The organism is Acidobacteriota bacterium, from assembly GCA_034211275.1.
Lineage (GTDB): Bacteria > Acidobacteriota > Thermoanaerobaculia > Multivoradales > JAHZIX01 > JAGQSE01.
Map to the genome: position 1 here is coordinate 1 of JAXHTF010000162.1, position 15643 is coordinate 15643.

A 15643-nucleotide genomic window follows, 5' to 3' on the forward strand; every position below is an offset into this window, starting at 1 on the left:
CACCCTGCTGGTGATCCCGGTGATCTATGACCTGGTGGATCGGCTGCAGGGTGAGGACGGTGGAGGCCACCAGTCCGCTGATCACAGCGATGGCCATGGGAGTGCGGATCTCCGCACCGTCCCCCAGCCCCAAGGCCATGGGCGCGAGGCCCAGGGCGGTGGTGGCGGTGGTCATCAGGATCGGCCGCAGGCGCACGGTGCAGGCGGTGACGATGGCCTCCTGAGCCGCGAGACCGCGGCGGCGCAGGGTGTTGATGTAGTCCACCAGCACGATGGCGTTGTTGACCACGATGCCGGCGAGCATGATCATCCCCAGGAAGACCACGATGGACAGGCTGATGCCCAGCCACAGGAGGGTCGCCATGGTGCCGAAGAAGGCCAGGGGAATGGTGAGCATGATCACCAGGGGCTGGAGCAGCGACTCGAATTGGGCCGCCATGATCACGTAGACCAGGAAGACTGACAGCGCCAGGGCGAGCCACAGGCTGCGCTGGCTGCGCTGCCATTCTTGATTCTGGCCGGTGATGTAGAAGGTCATATCCGCCGGCCAGTCGATGTCGCTGCGCAGTGCCGCGGTGATGGCTTCGGCGGCGGAGCCCAGGGAGACGCCGTCGAGGTTGGCGCTGATCAGGGCGATGCGCTGGCCGTCCACCCGCCGCACCTCGCTGGGACCCTCGCCGAGCTCCACCTGGGCCACCGCCGAGAGCGGGATGGGGCGCTCGCCGCCGGGGTTGACCACCAGGTCCTTGACGTCTTCCACCGTCTCCCGGTCGGTCTCGTCGAGACGCACCAGGATGGGGATGCGCCGGTCCCGCAGGTTGTAACGAGTGGCCTCGAAGCCCTGAACCTGGTTGCGCACCCGCTGGGCCACCTGCTGGATGTTGAGGTCGTAGCGCGCCAGCCGGTCCCGGTCGTAGACGATCTGCACCTCCGGCGCGCCGGTCTTGAGGCTCGACTCCACATCCGCCAGCGCCGGCAGCTGGTCCAGCCGGTCGCGGGTGCGGTCACCATAGGTCTTGAGCTGGGCCAGGTCCTCGCCGTGGACCTCCACCTCCACCGGCGTGCGGAAGCTGAAGAGCACCGGCCGGGTGACCCGGGCGTCGAGATCCGGGATCTGCGCCAGGCGCCGGCGCAGGCGGTCGATGACCACTTCTTCCCGTGCCTTGAGGTCGTAGTCCTCCGGAGCCCGGCCCATCAGCGGCGATACCAGGCGCTCCACCAGACCGGGGTCCGGCCGCTCCACCAGCAGCTTGAAGCGCGCCGAGTGCTCTCCCTCGTCGGAGCGTTGGGAGGTGGTGGGGTCGAAGCCGTAGGTCACCAGCACCGAGTCCAGGTAGGGATGATTCGCCAGCAGCTCTTCTTCCACCGCCGCCAGCACTTCCTCGGTGGTTTCCAGGGGAGTGCCCACGGGCAGGGCGACCTCGAAGGTCAGCTCTCCCTGATGCACCTCCGGCAGCAGCTCGGTGCCCAGCTCCGTCGCTGCCCAAACGGTGAAGGCGATGGTGGCCAGTGCCGCCAGCACCACCGCGCCGGCGTTGCGCAACGCCACCTGGAGCACTTTCGGATAGGTCTCCCGCAGCCAGCCCAGGACCCGCTGGGTGAGCAGCAGCGGCAGCGCCAGCACCGCCGCCAGAACCGGCAGCAGGGCCTTGCGGGCGACGACCTTGCCCAGGCGCACCGCACCCGACGTCAGTGCCAGGGCGAGCTTGCCCAGGAGCTCCAACACCAGACCCAGCATCAGCCGCAGGAGCAGGTAGGGCAGTACGATCCAGCGCCAGAAACCGAGGTTGCGGAAGTCCTCCCGGAAAGTCTCCCAGGCGCCCCACCGGCGCCACTGGCTTTGGGGAGTTTCGGCGTCCAGGTCGAGACCCCGACGGCTGGCGAGCATGGGGATGAAGTACACCGCCACCGCCAGCGACGCCAGCAGTGAGATGACCACCGCCAGCCCCAGATCGCCGAAGGCCTGGCCGGCGATGCCCTCGACGAAGACCATGGGGAAGAAGACGGCGATGGAGGTGAGGGTGGAGGCGGCGACGGCGCCGCGGACCTCGGAGGTGCCGCGCACCGCGGCGGTGACCAGGTCGTCCCCCTCTTCGCGGCAGCGGTAGATGGACTCCAGCACCACGATGGACGAATCCACCAACATGCCGATGCCCAGGGCCAGGCCGCCCAGGGACATGATGTTGAGGCTCACCCCCAGCAGATTGAGGGGGGCGAAGGTGATGAGCAGCGAGATGGGGATGCTCACCGCCACGATGGCGGTGGACAGGCCGCTGCGCAGGAAGAGGAAGAGCACGAGCACCGCCAGCAGGCCGCCCAAGACGGCGGTGGAGATGACCTCGTCGATGCTGCTCTTGATGAAGGTGGAGCGGTCCGCCACCACCTGCAGGATGGCGCCCTCGGAGCGGTAGAGCTCGGTAGCCAGGCCCAGGGGCTGGGCGAAGGGATTGTCCTGCCCCGGGGGGCCGCCGGCGGCGAAGGGCGACTTCTGCTCTTCCTCCGGCTCCTCTCCCGCGGCCCGTGCTTCTTCCGCCTCCAGGTCGAGGGTGCCCACGGCGTCCCGCACCCGGGCGGCGAGATCGACGATATTGGCCTCCGCCTCCTTCAAGATCTCCACCTGCACGCTCTCGCCGCCGTCGGTGCGGGTGATGATCTGGCGCTCCTTGTGGGAGAAGGAGACTTCGGCGACGTCTTTGACCCGCACTTCCCGGCCATCGAGGCGAGCGATGACCGTATTCTCGATCTGACTCAGGCTCTGGTACTCGTTGAGGGTGCGCACCATGTACTCGGTGCGCCCTTCCTGGATGGTGCCGCCGGCGACGTTGATGTTCTCCTGGCGCAGGCGATCGATGACGGTGTCGATGGCGAGGCCGGTGCGGCGGAGCTTTTGGTCGTCCACCAACACGTGGATCTCTTCCTCCAGACCGCCCCGCACCCGCACCGCGGCGACGCCCTTGATGGGCTCCAGCTGCCGCTTGACCTGCAGCTCCGCCAGTCGCCGCAGCCGCCGCAAGCCCTCCTCTCCGTCGAAGCGCTCGCCGCGGCCGGAGAGGGAGAGCTCCATCACCGGATCCAAGGACGGGTCGTATTGCAGGATCAGCGGCCGGTCCGCTTCTTCCGGCAGAAAGATCAGGTCCAAGCGCTCGAGCACGTCCTGGGTGGCCTCGGACATCTCCGTATCCCAGGTGAACTCCAGCACCACGTCGGAGACTCCGGCGCGGCTGACGCTGCTGATGCGCTGCAGGCCGCCCACCACTCCCAGCACCTCTTCCACCGGCCGGCTGATGTCGTTCTCCACTTCCTCCGGCGCGGCGCCGGGATACTCGGTCCGCACCGTCAGGGTGGGATAGCTGAGCTCCGGCATCAGCGCCACCGGTAGTCGGCCATAGGAGAAGAAGCCGAAGACCCCGGCGGCGAGGAAGATCACCAGCACCGCCACCGGGCGGCGGGTGCTGAAGCTCGAGCGTCCGGAATGCTCCGCCGGGGGAGCGGTGGCGGCCTCGGAGGAGCCGGTCTCAGGAGGGTTGCTTTCAGAGGAGCTCACTCGGCCTCCCGGGCGCTGGCGTCGGCGTCAGCATCGTTCCGACTCGGCAGCCCGTTGGCGGCGGCCCGGGCGGCCTCGCCCACCGACTGCAGGATGCGCACTTCGGCGCCGTCCTTGAGCCCCGCCTGCCCCGCCACCACCAGCCGGTCCCCGGCGCTCAGCCGGTCTCCCCGGGGCTCCATGAAGATCTTGTCCTCCAGCTCCGGTTCCACCCGCACCCGCTCGACGGTCTGCTCCTCCGCGGCGTCGCCGGAAGAAACATCAGCCAGGCGGTAGACGAAGATCTGATCCTGGTCATAGACCAACGCCCGCTTGGGGATCAGCAGCGCGTTCTCGTGCACCGCCGTCACCAGGGCCACGTCCACGTAGAGTCCCGGGCGCAGCGCCCGCGGGTTGTCCAGCGCCACCGTCACCTTCACCGTACCGCTTTTCGGATCCACCACCGGTGCGATGCGCTCGATAGAGCCGGAGTGGATCTGATCGGAGACAGCCGGCGTGGTCAGCCGCGCCTCCTGGCCGGTGGCCAGGCTGGAGAGCTCCTTCTCCGGCACGAAGACCCGGGCGACGATGGAGTCGAAATCCACCAGCTCGAAGAGAGGCTGGTTGATGGTGACGAAATCCCCCAGGTTGATCATGCGGGCGGTGACGGTGCCGTCGATGGGGGCAGTGACCTCGGTGTAGGAGAGCTCCCGCTGGGCCTCCTCCAGCCGCAGCTGGAGCTGCTCGATCTGGTAGGTGGCGTCGCTATAATCCTCTTCGCTGAGGAAGCCCTGCTCATAGAGGCGCTTCTGGCGGTCATAATCCCGCCCCACCTTGTCCAGCTCGCTCTGCACCTTGGCCAGGGTGGTGCGCTGCTCGTCGTCTTGGAGCCGTACCAGCACCTGGCCGCGCCGCACCCGGTCTCCTTCTTCCACCAGCAGCTGGCGGACCTTGCGATTGGCTTCCGCCAACACCTGGACGGAGCTCTCCGCTTCCAGATTGGTGGAATAGCGCAACACCGCCTCGATGGACCCGGTCTCCAGGGTCGTCAGCTCCACCGGCACCGAGGTGTCTTCTTTCTCCTCCTCGGTGGAGCCGTCTTCGCCCTGGTCGCCGGATTCCTCGGAGCTGGCCTCACCGGCCTCCGTCGAGCTGTGAGAGCAACCGGTCGTGGCCAGTGGCAGTGCCAGGGCCAGGAGCAGCAGCAACAGGAAGATGGGGGAGGGGAAACGCTTCATTTCGGGCTCCTTCGAGGGAGCGTGGTGCCGGTTCCGGCCGGCGGCGGATGCCGCTACGGTCCGAAACGGGATTCAGGCCCCCGAACTTTCAGGTCTGGAAGCCTCGACGGCTCCTTCAAAACAAGGAACGTCGCGACTCGTAGACATATTACGTGATGCTCAATGGGGGTGTTTCGGTGCCGGCCGCCTTGGAGAGCCTGGATTTTTCCCGGCGCGGGCCTTTCTGTAGGATGAGGCCCATGTAGCATGGACCGTCGACTCTACGGAACCTACTCGTCAGAACTGGGGAGGACCCTACGCATGGAACGCCACGCACCGAAGCCTTCGAACCCGACCGCAATTCGGATGTCTGGCTCAGCCCGCGCATCCGGCCTCGTCTGGGCTCTCCTAGTGTTCATGAGTATGTGGGTGGCAAGTCCCGCCAGCGCCCAGCTGTCGACCCTGTGGGGACAGATCACCGACCCCGAGGGCACACCGGTGCCGGGGGTGGAGATCGAAATCGCGACCCTCAAGGGGCCGCCGCTGGTGCACAAAGGCCGTACCAACGAGCTGGGGGAGTTTCGCATTCCCCTGCCGGTGCAGACCTACGACTTCCGTTACAAATTGGTCAAAGAGGGGTACGCCACCCAGGAAGGGGCCATCGAGTCCGGCCGCCTGCGCACCGGTGAGAGCTCCGTGCGCCAGAACTTCGAGATTCGCCCCGACGACGGCTCCGGCGACGAGCTGGTGCAGCTCTCCTCCGACGCCGGTGATCGGGAGCTGCGGGGCTCGGCCCGAGTTGCCTACAACGAGGCGGCGGAAGCCTTCAACGTCGGCGACCTGGAAGCCGCGGAGAAGGGCTTCCAGAAGGCTTTGAAGGAAGATCCGGATCTGTCGGCGGCGCACGTGGCGCTGGCGGAGATCTACCTCCAGCAGCGGCAGGGGGAGCAGGCGGTGGCGGCCGCGAAGCAGGCGCTGGAGGCCAACGCCGACGACCGCAACGCGCTGCAGATTCAATACGACGCCTATCGCCTGCTGGAGCAGCAGACGGAGGCCGAGCAGGCTTTGGAACGCCTGGTGCAGCTGGGGGACAGCCCGCAGGTGGCCATCCGGGTGTTCAACCTCGGGGTGGAGGCGATGCGCGCCGGCGAGGTGGATCAGGCCATCGAGCGCTTCGAGCAGGCGGCGCGGCTGGATGCCGAGCTGCTCAAGGCGCGGGAGGCGCTGACCACCCTCTACATGCGCCAGGATCGCCTCCAGGATGCCCTCGGCCAGGCGGAGATCATCCTCGCTGAAGATCCCCTCAACCCGGTGGGTCAGCGGGTCTTCGACGAAGCCGAACGGCGGGAGCAGGAAGCCGAGGCCGCCGCCGAGGTTCCCGAGACTCCGGAGTCCGAGGCCCAGGATCCGATGGCGGCGAAGGTCGAGGAGGCGGAGAATCTCCTCGCCGACGGCGAGCCCGAGGAGGCCAAGGCGCTGCTCGAAGAAATCCTCGACGAGGAGCCCAGGAACGCCCTCGCCCACTACCACCTGGCGCGCTACTACATCGGCGCCGGGGACAACGCCCAGGCGAAGAAACACCTGGAGCGTTTCCTCAAGCTCGGCCCCCGGCTGCGGGAGGCGGAGCGCGCCCGCCAGCTGCTGGCCGTCCTTTGACTTCCGATTTCTTTTGATCTCGTCGGCCGCCGGCGATGTCTTTTCCCGAGAGGGGTTTTGCAATGAATTGGCGTCTTCTCTTCCGCGGTCTCGCCGTCCTCCTGGTGCTCTTGGTTCTGGTCGCCGCCGGTGCCTGGTATTGGTTCACCCACTCCGGCGAGCCGCGGCGTAGTGGCGAGGCGGCGCTGGCCGGCCTCGACGCTCCGGTGACCGTGCGCTGGGACCGCTGGGGCATGCCCCACGTCACCGCCGATTCCGCCACCGACGCCGTGATGGCTCTCGGCTACCTTCATGCCAACGATCGCATGGCCCAGTTGGAGCTCGGCCGCCGTGCCGCCTCCGGACGCATTTCCCAGATCCTCGGCGAGGGCGCCCTCGACTTCGACCGCCGCATGCGCTTGCTCCAGCTACGGCGCACCGCCGAGCGCTTGTGGGAGCACGCCGGCCCCGAATCCCGGGCGCTGCTGGAAGCCTACGCCGCCGGGGTCAACGCCTGGCTCGAGGAGCGCGGCGGCGACCTGCCCCCGACCCTGCGCCTGCTGCGCATCACCCCCGAGCCGTGGACGCCGGTGGACAGCTTCTGCTTCGCCCTGATGATGGCGGAGGATCTTTCCTTCTGGAACGACCGCCCGGAAGAAGAGCGCTTCATCTGGCTTCAGCGCTTCGGCCTCGAGCGCACTCTCGAGCTGGTGGGGGACGACGTCCAGCCTCCGGCGGAATCCATCCTCGCCCTCGCCGCCAGCGACTCTCCGTCGGAGGTTCGGCCGTCGGAGGTTCGGCCGGCAGAGGCCCGGCCTTCGGAGAGCGCTCCGGCGGAAGGCGAGACTTTGGAGGAGAACGGCTCCGAGGAGGCAGCCGCGGAGGAGATCGCTGCCTTGCGCCGCGGTGGCGGTGGAGTGGGAGCCTTGGCCCCGGGTAGCAACAATTGGGCCGTGGGCGTCTCCCGCACCGCCACCGGCGCGCCGCTGGTGGCCAACGATCCCCACCTCGGCCTGGCACTCCCTGGAACCTGGTACCAGGTGGCTCTCCACGCGCCGGACTACCGGGTCTCGGGCTTCTCCCTGCCGGGGCTACCGGTGGTGGTCATCGGCCGCACCGAGCAGCTGGCCTGGGCGGTGACCAACGTCATGCTCGACGATCACGACATCTTCATCGAGGAGCTGAGCGAGGACGGCACCCAGGTGCGCCGCAGCGACGGCTGGCTGGACATCGACCTCCAGACCGAGCAGATCCCCCTCCCCGACGGCAGCACCGTCGAGCTGGAAATCCGCACCACCGACCTCGGGCCGCTGCTCAAGGCTCTGCCCCAATACGACATTCCGGCCCGCAGCCTGGCCTGGACCGCCCACCTGCCCCAGGATCCGCTGGCGGCCCTGCTGGCCCTGGCCCGGGCCAAGACCGTCGACGAAGTGCCGGCGGCCATCGCCTCCTACGTGGCGCCGGCCCAGAACCTCGTGGTGGCGGATCGCCAGGGCGGCCTGCTTTACACCGTCCTCGGCCAGGTGCCCCAGCGGCGCAGCGGCGACGGCCGCATGGCAGCGCCGGCGTGGGATCCGGCCTACGGTTGGGACGGCCTGCGGCCGGCGGAGGAAGACCCCCGGGTGCTACGCCCGGAGGACGACCTGCTGGTCACCGCCAACACGGACGTGCGCCCGCAGGGCTACGAACGGCTCTTTTCCGCCGACTTCGACACTCCCCACCGCCGGGACCGCATCCGCGAGCTCCTCGGCGACCGCCGGGATTGGCAGCCGGCGAGCTTCGCCGATCTGCAGGAGGACGTGCTCTCCCGCTACGCCTTGGAGGTGGTGGCGAAGCTCGACGGCGGCTACGAGGGCGACGCTCAGCGCGCTTACGAGACGCTGCAGGCCTGGGACGGCTCCATGGAGCTCACCGGCCCGTCGGCCCTCTTCGCCCTCTTCGAGCACGAGCTCGCCCTGGCTGTCTGGGACGACGAGGAAGACCACCTCCGATCCCCCGATCTCTACTCCCGTGACCGCATGGGGCGGCTGCTGGCCGGCGAGCTGGACTCCGCCTGGTTCGACGACGTCACCACCGAGGAGGTGGAGACTCGCCGGCAGATCATCTCCTCGGCCCTCGCTTCCGCCTGGAGCGCCGGCCAGGAGCGTTGGGGGCAGGCCGTCGCCGACTGGCGCTACGGCGATCTCCATCAGCTCCTCCTCGCCCATCCCGCGGGGTCGGCGCCGGTGGTGGGTAGCCTATTCAACCGCGGCCCCTTCCCCCTCCCCGGCTCCGCCACCACCGTGGCGGCCTTCGGCGGCGGCTGGCGGGGCGGCGTCGCCCCCGTGACCTACGGCCCGTCCATGCGCTGGGTGGCGGATCTAGAGGATCCCAACCGCGACCTGGCGGTCCTCCCCGGCGGCCAGTCCGGCCACCCCTGGAACGACCACTACGACGACCAGCTGGACCTCTACCTCGCCGGCGAGACGCGGACGGTGCCGTGGACCGACGAAGCGGTGGAGGCGGCGACGGTCTCGCGGTTGGAGCTGGTTCCGGCGGATTGAGGCGCGCAGCTGTTAAGCTCCCGCCCAACAGCGACGGTCCATAGACCGGCGCCAACCACGACCTGAATTCTTACGACCGCATATAAAGAGCCTGGCGAGCCGTCGCCAGGCCTTCGAGAGGATCGAGCCATGAGCGATCTCGTCACACGCATCAACCAGACCTTGGACCAAGAAGCGCCGGCCCTGGCGCGCACCCTGTCGCCCCTGGGGCGCCGGGTGGTCATGCCCGCCGGCATCCCCGTGCAGGCCCGGGAGGCCCGCGCCGCTGCCTACAACGGCACCATCGGCCAGCTCACCGACGGCCACGGCGGGGCCCTGACCCTGCCGACCATGGATCGGGTGCTGCGCAGCCTGGGGGACGAGGACCGCAACCGCGCCTTCCTCTACTCGCCGGTGGCGGGAATCACCGAGCTGCGGGAGCGCTGGCGCCGCTGGCAGCGCCGCACTTTGGAGGCGGGCGCCGAGGCTTCCCATCCCTCCAGCCTGCCGCTGGTCACCTGCGGCCTGAGCCACAGCCTGTCCATCCTCGCCGACCTCTTCGGCGGCGAGGGCCGCACCGTCATCGCCCCGGCGCCGTACTGGGGCAACTACAACCACGTCTTCACCACTCGCACCGGCGCCCGCATTCTCTCCGCGCCGGCCTTCGTCGACGGCCGCTACCACTCGGCCTTCGCCGAAGCGGCGGTGGCGGCGGATCCGGAGTTGGGGGAGGACGAGCCGGTGTTGGTGATCCTCAACCTTCCCTCCAACCCCGGCGGCTACTCCGCCACGGTGGACGAGCGCGCCGAGATCCGCGCCTCCCTGGTGCGCCTGGCCCAGCAGCGCCCGGTGATGGTGATCTGCGACGACGCCTACGCCGGCCTGGTCTACGAGGCGGACATCCCCCGGGAGTCGATGTTCTGGGACCTCGTCGGCCAGCACCCCCAGCTGACCCCGGTCAAGGTGGACGGCTCGACCAAAGAATTCACCTTCTTCGGCGGCCGGGTCGGCTTCCTCACCTTCCCCTACGAGCCCGAATCCCCGGCGGCGAAGGCGCTGGAGAGCAAGGTCATGGGCATGGTGCGCTCCACCGTCGGCTCCCCGGTAGCCTCCAGCCAGGCCATCCTGCTCCAAGCGCTGCGGGAAGAGTCCATCGAGGAAGAGATCGAAGCCGTCCGCCAGCTCCTCGAGCGCCGCTACCAGGTCCTCCGGGAGGCCCTCGACCAGACCCACGGCGACCTCCTCCTGCCCCAACCCTTCAACTCCGGAAGCTTCGCCCTCCTCCAGCTGGCCCCCACCCTCGGCCTCGACGCCGAGCGCGTGCGCAAACACCTGCTGGACGAAGAGAGCACCGGCCTCATCTCCATCGGCCGCGACTACCTCCGCATCGCCCACTGCTCCGTCGACGTCACCGAGCTCCCCGAGCTCGTCCGTCGCCTGGAGCGCGGAGTGAGCCACCTCGCCGGGCGGGGGGTGGGGGCGTAGCCGGTGCGTCTCCTCTGGATTGGGACGAGTCGGGTCAGGAGCTAGTTCGATGGGAAACGTCTATCGGTGCGCCAACTGCGGCAGCGAATACAACATCATGCATCCCATCTGCCCGACCTGTCAGGCGGAGGGCATGTCTCAGTTGGTGCAGAAGCCGGCGAAGGGATCGAAGTCCCGCAAGAAAGGGAAGAGCAGCGGGAAGGCGGGAGGCAAGAAGTCCGGTGGCGGCTGGGTGATCGCGCTGCTGGTCGTGGGAGTGGTGGTCTTCCTGAGCAACGGAGAGAAGAAGACTCCTCAGGGAACTTCTTCCGGAGTCTCTTCTCCGGGCGCTGCCTCTCAGAGCGCTACCTCCCCGGGTGCCACCTCGGCAGGAAGTGCCCCTTCGGGAAATGCTTCTCCCAACCCCTCGGCAGCCTCACCTCCCAAGTCTTATGGACAGCCGGCCCCGCCGTACCGTTCTCAAGGCACTCCCATGCCCCAGGCCAACACCGCGGAGACCCGCAAGCGCCTTCGGGTGACCAACAATTGCTCGCTCGAAGCGTGGGTCACCATTTCCGCATGGCGCAAGAACGATTGGCCGGAGGAGCTGAAGGAAGATCGGGAGCTCAAGCCCGGTCAGAGTCTGGAGGCCTCTCAGCCCGCCGATGCCGAGGGCTTTTTCTGGTCAGGTCGATCCAGCCATTACCGCCGGTTGGGTGCTGCCACGCTGCAATTCTTGGAGTTCCGAGCAGATGGGGTCGGCGAATGGACCGGTGGAGATCTGGACGGTCATGTTTCGAAGGAGGGAGACATCTCTCTGACCTGCCCCGGTGCGATGGACTCGGACGTTCCGTTCCGCTATCCAATCCTATGAACGGCAGCGTAGGAGGCTAATGGAGCGATGGGCTTGGACATCGTAGAGCTGCTGCTGAACGTCGAGGAAACCTTCGACCTCCACCTCCCCAACGAAGACGCCCAGCACCTCGACACCCCCCGCAAGCTCATCGACTACCTGGAAGCCCGGCTCCTCACTCAAGACACCGGCCCCTGCCTCTCCCAACGCGCCTTCTACCGCCTCCGCCGCGGCATCGAGCAGGTCCAGAACATCCCCACCCGCTCCGTCACCCCCTCCACGACCCTAGAATCCCTCTTCCCCGTCCGCGAACGCCGGCAAGCCTGGAAGGCTCTTCAGAAAGCCCTCGGCCTCCCTCTCCCCTCGCTCCACCGCTCGACCAGAGTCGTCGTCGAAGGCTGGGTCCTGGCCATCGCTGCGGGGGTTCTTGTCTACATCCTGATCGATGATTGGGGCATCCGGGCCACCGGCATCATGATCGGTCTCTATCTCGCGGCGACTGAAGAGCAGAGGGTCCACTTCGAAATGGAGACCCTCGGCCAGCTCGCCCAACGCCTCGTCACGCGCTCCTCCCGAGAGCTCCTGGATTCCTCCGAGCGCTGGAGCCGGTCGCAGATCCGGGCGGTGGTGGTTTCGTTGGTGCGGGAGACGACGGGGGCGGAGGATCTTGATATCGACGATCACTTCGTGCGGGATTTGGGGATGGACTAGCCTGGTGCATCCAAAATCGACTGGAGCCGCCATGCAACAAAACCCTCGCAACCCCTTTCTCCGCCAACGTCCCGTCCTCTGGCTAGCCACCGCCCTGCTGGTCGCGGTAGGGATCATCTGGATCCTGATCGCCCCCGCTCGCCAACAACAAAAAGCCTGGGCCGAGCGCTTCGAACCCTTGCGATTGGGGATGTCCAAGGCCGAAGTCATCGACCTCCTAGACCCTCCCGATCAAGTCTGCGTCGGCGGCGAGTCGGTGAAGCTGCTCCGCGGGCAGATCGAGGGAGAGTTCTTTGCGGTGGCGGAAGGAGACAAGGAGCGGGCTCTGCGGGAGAGCACCCGCGAGGTGCTGGTCTACTTTTACCCGGAGAGTCGAGCGGATCAGCGAGAAGCGCCTTGCGGACCGAATTACCTGGATGGTGCGGTGGGGTTTGGTGGGGAAGGGCGGGTGCTTTGGTTTACGGCGTTGCGGGGGGAGGATGTTGTGGTGGCTAGGTCTGCCTGACGAGTCCTAAGCGATAATTACCAATTTCTCTAGCGTCAGTAATCGATGTAGACAGCTGAAGCCGATGCTGTTTGCTGCTGCGCCTCCACTTCGGCGCTTGATTTATGGTAGCCTATAAGAAATCCTTGGTTTGTATTTGTGTGATTACTAGGTGGGGTATCTCGTTGTAATAGGTGGCGTTGCTCGGCCGTTGTATTTTCTGATTGATTGCTGAAGACGGTGAGGTGACCTTGAGTGTTTCTTTGTATGTTCTGCCTAGTCGCTTGGTGGCCTATTCAGATGATCGCCCATTAGCCAGCCTTTTGCTAGTTGACTGCTGCCAGCCAATTGCGGTCCGGATGTAAGGTTGAAGTAGTGAAGCTCAGAAAGTTCATGCGAAAGTGGCTTGCTCTTATGCTTGCCTGGGGTCTTGCCCAATCTGCTTGCTTTGCGGGTACCGTTGTCCGGTCAGCTAAGAGAGCAGAGAAGCGATTGGTGAAGGCTTTGGGCGATGAGGTGCCAACTCCGATTGGTAGAGGAAGCGTTGTTCTTCGCGGGGGAGGGGTTGAAGATGCTGCTGACTTGGCTGTTAGCAGATCCAGGGTGAAAATCTTTGATGGTTCTGGACGGTTGATCTCGGAGGGGGGAAAGGAAGTATGGGATCGTTTTCCCATGGAATTACGGAAGGCCCTCGATGAGCTAGTGTCAGATGCCCTTAAAGAAGTGACTCCTGAGGAGGTTCTGTCGGAAGACACGTTGCGAAAATTGTTGCTAGACACTCTCAAGAAGCAATCAGCCTTTAAGTATTCCTTTGATCTTGACGGCGACTTCGAGGTTGTTTATTCGGCAACGCGCGGCAAAATAAAACTCAGGTTTGACATTCTTAAGACTGTGAAAAGAGCGGTGTTGATTGCTGGTGGAGCGGGGGGTGTCTATATCTCGTCTGCTAATAAAGAAGGCCGAGAGAGGTTGAGCAAAGTTCTTGCCAAGATTGCTTGCGAACTCTATCCTGAGGCATACTACTGCGACTTTCTGTGGGTTCCGGCGTCTTGAGGAGGGGTGAACTCCCCCAGGGAGATATGAAGATAGTCAGTCGGACTATCTCTTCGAGAAAAGGGGAGGTGCTTTTTTGTTTTCTTTTTTTAGCCGCTATGGCGGCTATTTCTTATCTGGAGAGTCTTTATCTTTTGGAGGATTCTCTCGAGGTTTATGGTATTTCTCAGGGTTGGGAGCCAGAAGTGGTGTTGACTCTCATGAGGGCCTGCAAAGACATTGAGAAGTGCGAAGAGTCTCTCTTGGACTTAGGGGCGATCCCAGAAGACGGCTCGATAATGGCGAATAGTCCTCATGCGCTTAGTCTATTTATACCTTACCATCTTCAGCGGCTTCGAATTCTGAGGTCAATAGTCAGGAATAAGCAGGTAGCCTTACTGCTGTTGACCCTTGCCATGGTAATGGTGTCGATTTCTTGGATTCCGAAGCTTGAGATGGTCTCGGAGGAGCTTTGTACTATTAGCTCCATTGCGGGGTTTTTGGTGGCAACGCTTGTTTATCTCGGGAGTGTCATGTTTTCTGGAGTTATTTACGATTTGATCGTTACGGACCCACGCCATGATAAAGGGTTTTTGTTTTTTAGTCAGGGGTTGCTCATATTGTCGAATCTTTTGGCCGTTGTTGTTTTGGGTACTGCGCTAGTTTTGCTGTTTGTACAAGCCCCGTATTCACCCGACACTCGGTCTCCTGAGACCCCTCTTCCTGATCCAGATCAGGTATGAGGGCAGGCAGCTGGTTCCGTCCCAGAGCCTGGGCGGGGGTTCGGCCGTTGAGCCTAGAGCCTTGGTGGCTTCGTTCTTCATTGTAGAAGCGCAGGAAGTGATCGAGATCCCGCTGGATCTCTTTGGGGGCGGTGTACCACTTCGTCCGGCCATGGACTCTGAAGCACTCGTCGAGCAGCGTCCGGATCGAGTGCTGGACAAAACCATTTTCGGTTCAAGGCGTACGGGCTTTGCGTAGACGGCAATGGCCTGATGCTTGGCCGAGCTACTCCCCCAACTCCCGATTCGGGAAGATGTACCGCGCCACCACAATGAAAAGGCCGATGACGTTGGCCGTGGTGGTACCGAGGGCGGCGATGAGGACGGCGTCGCTCAAGGGGCCTCGAAGGCCCATCCAGATCAAGAGCCCATAGATCCCGACCAGCCAGACTACGAGAAGCAGAAAGAGCCAACCGGCGTAGCGCCTGCGGAGGGTCAGGTCGAGAGCCAGTAGCTTGAGCTGCAACGCCCCGCGCTCTTTTTGGTGATCTTCCTTCCAGCCTTCGGTCTGCTTGTCGACGGTGTCGGAGGTGGTATCGATGGACTCCGGAAGGGTGATGGCCTTTGGGTCCCCGAGCGGGTCTTGGGTCTCCCCTCTCGTCATTGAGCCGGGGCCTTCCGAGGCCGCTCGTGGGCGATCTGAATGAAGTGGTTCTGGATCAGGTCGTTGGGGATCTTCGCTTTGCCGTCGGAGCGTTGCGACCAGATCGCGTGCCAGGGAGTGTCCGGCTGGTGGGTGAGGTTGGAGAGGCGAACGCCGGAGTAGGGGCGGTAGAGCTCCCAGACGCGGTCGAGCACGGCGCGGGCCTTGGTGTCGTCCTCCGGCACCTGCGGGATGGTGACGTCGAAGCTTTCTAGATCGAGAGCCGGATCGAGGATCGGCCCGTTGCCGTAGACCTTGAAGTTTCGATAGAGGGAGGGGATCACCGGCCCGTACTTCCAGGCTTGGACCTTCTCCTTGAGCAGTGGCTCCCCATAGACCGCCAGATACCAACCATGAGCGATATAGACGAGCTTCTGGATCCGTAGCGGATCCATGAAGTCCTTCTCGCTCGCGCCGCGGTCGATGAAGTAGTTGGCGATGGCTAAAGATGGGTAGGCCATATCACGATCCTCTCTAGCCTAGACTAACAGCATGCGATTTCTACGCCCTAGTACCGCCTTAAGCTTATCCCAAACGCTGGGCCTTTGCCAGGATTCAGCCCAGCGGCGCTACTGGGAGGGGGGCTACTGCGACGAGAAGATCGCTCGATCGACGAGCGAGAACCCCACCTCCCCCAACAACCCATACACCACCGACACCGGCAGCCCCACCACATTCGAATAGCTTCCCTCGATCCGCGGCACGAACAACCCACCCAGCCCTTGGATGGCATAGGCGCCGGCTTTGTCCATGGGCTCGTTGGTGGCGATGTACCAG

Annotated in this window: 13 protein-coding genes and 1 pseudogene; 8 read left to right on the forward strand and 6 right to left on the reverse strand. The window is 64.9% G+C overall.

The window, feature by feature from the left end:
* Together SX243_19580 and SX243_19585 are read right to left on the reverse strand one after the other, a co-directional pair.
* Positions 1–3544 (reverse strand): efflux RND transporter permease subunit (locus SX243_19580; GenBank protein ID MDY7095184.1); only part of this gene is annotated, 3544 nt, incomplete at its 3' end.
* Entirely contained in the window at positions 3541–4761 is a 1221-nt protein-coding gene (locus SX243_19585; protein MDY7095185.1) for an efflux RND transporter periplasmic adaptor subunit, read from the reverse strand. The genes SX243_19580 and SX243_19585, both read right to left, overlap by 4 nt.
* A 408-nt stretch (positions 4762–5169) precedes the next feature.
* Here SX243_19585 and SX243_19590 point away from each other — a divergent pair, with 408 nt between their 5' ends.
* The 8 genes from SX243_19590 (at position 5170) to SX243_19625 (ending at position 14184) form a co-directional block, all read left to right on the forward strand.
* Positions 5170–6396 carry a tetratricopeptide repeat protein gene (locus SX243_19590; GenBank protein MDY7095186.1) on the forward strand — a complete coding sequence of 409 codons (1227 nt, stop codon included), beginning with the start codon at positions 5170–5172 and terminating at the stop codon, positions 6394–6396.
* Between the two features lie 62 nt (positions 6397–6458).
* A complete protein-coding gene (locus SX243_19595) occupies positions 6459–8918 on the forward strand; it encodes a penicillin acylase family protein (GenBank protein ID MDY7095187.1) in 2460 nt (819 codons plus the stop codon).
* A gap of 129 nt (positions 8919–9047) precedes the next feature.
* Positions 9048–10382 carry an aminotransferase class I/II-fold pyridoxal phosphate-dependent enzyme gene (locus tag SX243_19600; protein MDY7095188.1) on the forward strand — a complete coding sequence of 445 codons (1335 nt, stop codon included), beginning with the start codon at positions 9048–9050 and terminating at the stop codon, positions 10380–10382.
* A 49-nt stretch (positions 10383–10431) separates the two neighbouring features.
* Positions 10432–11235, forward strand: coding sequence for a hypothetical protein (locus SX243_19605; protein MDY7095189.1), 804 nt, complete (start codon positions 10432–10434; stop codon positions 11233–11235).
* A gap of 27 nt (positions 11236–11262) precedes the next feature.
* Positions 11263–11925, forward strand: coding sequence for a hypothetical protein (locus tag SX243_19610; GenBank protein MDY7095190.1), 663 nt, complete (start codon positions 11263–11265; stop codon positions 11923–11925).
* 31 nt (positions 11926–11956) lie between these two features.
* Complete coding sequence (locus tag SX243_19615; protein ID MDY7095191.1) at positions 11957–12430, forward strand: hypothetical protein; 474 nt, start codon at positions 11957–11959, stop codon at positions 12428–12430.
* 354 nt (positions 12431–12784) lie between these two features.
* The gene (locus SX243_19620; protein ID MDY7095192.1) at positions 12785–13462 is read left to right on the forward strand and encodes a hypothetical protein; all 678 of its coding nucleotides are present in this window, start codon (positions 12785–12787) and stop codon (positions 13460–13462) included.
* Between the two features lie 26 nt (positions 13463–13488).
* Positions 13489–14184 carry a hypothetical protein gene (locus SX243_19625; GenBank protein MDY7095193.1) on the forward strand — a complete coding sequence of 232 codons (696 nt, stop codon included), beginning with the start codon at positions 13489–13491 and terminating at the stop codon, positions 14182–14184.
* Between the two features lie 94 nt (positions 14185–14278).
* On the opposite strand, the pseudogene SX243_19630 reads toward SX243_19625, so the two are convergent.
* From SX243_19630 to SX243_19645, 4 genes and pseudogenes are all read right to left on the reverse strand, one after another.
* Positions 14279–14371: pseudogene (locus SX243_19630) on the reverse strand (hypothetical protein).
* A gap of 78 nt (positions 14372–14449) precedes the next feature.
* Positions 14450–14827: a hypothetical protein gene (locus SX243_19635; GenBank protein ID MDY7095194.1), complete on the reverse strand. Its 378-nt coding sequence runs from the start codon at positions 14825–14827 to the stop codon at positions 14450–14452.
* On the reverse strand, positions 14824–15327 hold the full coding sequence (locus SX243_19640; protein MDY7095195.1) for a DUF4065 domain-containing protein: 504 nt from the start codon (positions 15325–15327) through the stop codon (positions 14824–14826). Before SX243_19640 ends, SX243_19635 begins: the two co-directional genes overlap by 4 nt.
* Before the next feature lie 123 nt (positions 15328–15450).
* Positions 15451–15643, reverse strand: a 193-nt coding sequence (locus SX243_19645) for a Maf family protein (GenBank protein MDY7095196.1), incomplete at its 5' end; no start/stop codon positions are given.

Coding starts and splice junctions, on each gene's coding strand:
- SX243_19640 (MDY7095195.1), bottom strand. CDS start 15,327: ATGGCCTACCCATCTTTAGCCATCGCCAACTACTTCATCGACCGCGGC.
- SX243_19610 (MDY7095190.1), top strand. CDS start 11,263: ATGGGCTTGGACATCGTAGAGCTGCTGCTGAACGTCGAGGAAACCTTC.
- SX243_19635 (MDY7095194.1), bottom strand. CDS start 14,827: ATGACGAGAGGGGAGACCCAAGACCCGCTCGGGGACCCAAAGGCCATC.
- SX243_19585 (MDY7095185.1), bottom strand. CDS start 4,761: ATGAAGCGTTTCCCCTCCCCCATCTTCCTGTTGCTGCTGCTCCTGGCC.
- SX243_19625 (MDY7095193.1), top strand. CDS start 13,489: ATGAAGATAGTCAGTCGGACTATCTCTTCGAGAAAAGGGGAGGTGCTT.
- SX243_19605 (MDY7095189.1), top strand. CDS start 10,432: ATGGGAAACGTCTATCGGTGCGCCAACTGCGGCAGCGAATACAACATC.
- SX243_19615 (MDY7095191.1), top strand. CDS start 11,957: ATGCAACAAAACCCTCGCAACCCCTTTCTCCGCCAACGTCCCGTCCTC.
- SX243_19600 (MDY7095188.1), top strand. CDS start 9,048: ATGAGCGATCTCGTCACACGCATCAACCAGACCTTGGACCAAGAAGCG.
- SX243_19595 (MDY7095187.1), top strand. CDS start 6,459: ATGAATTGGCGTCTTCTCTTCCGCGGTCTCGCCGTCCTCCTGGTGCTC.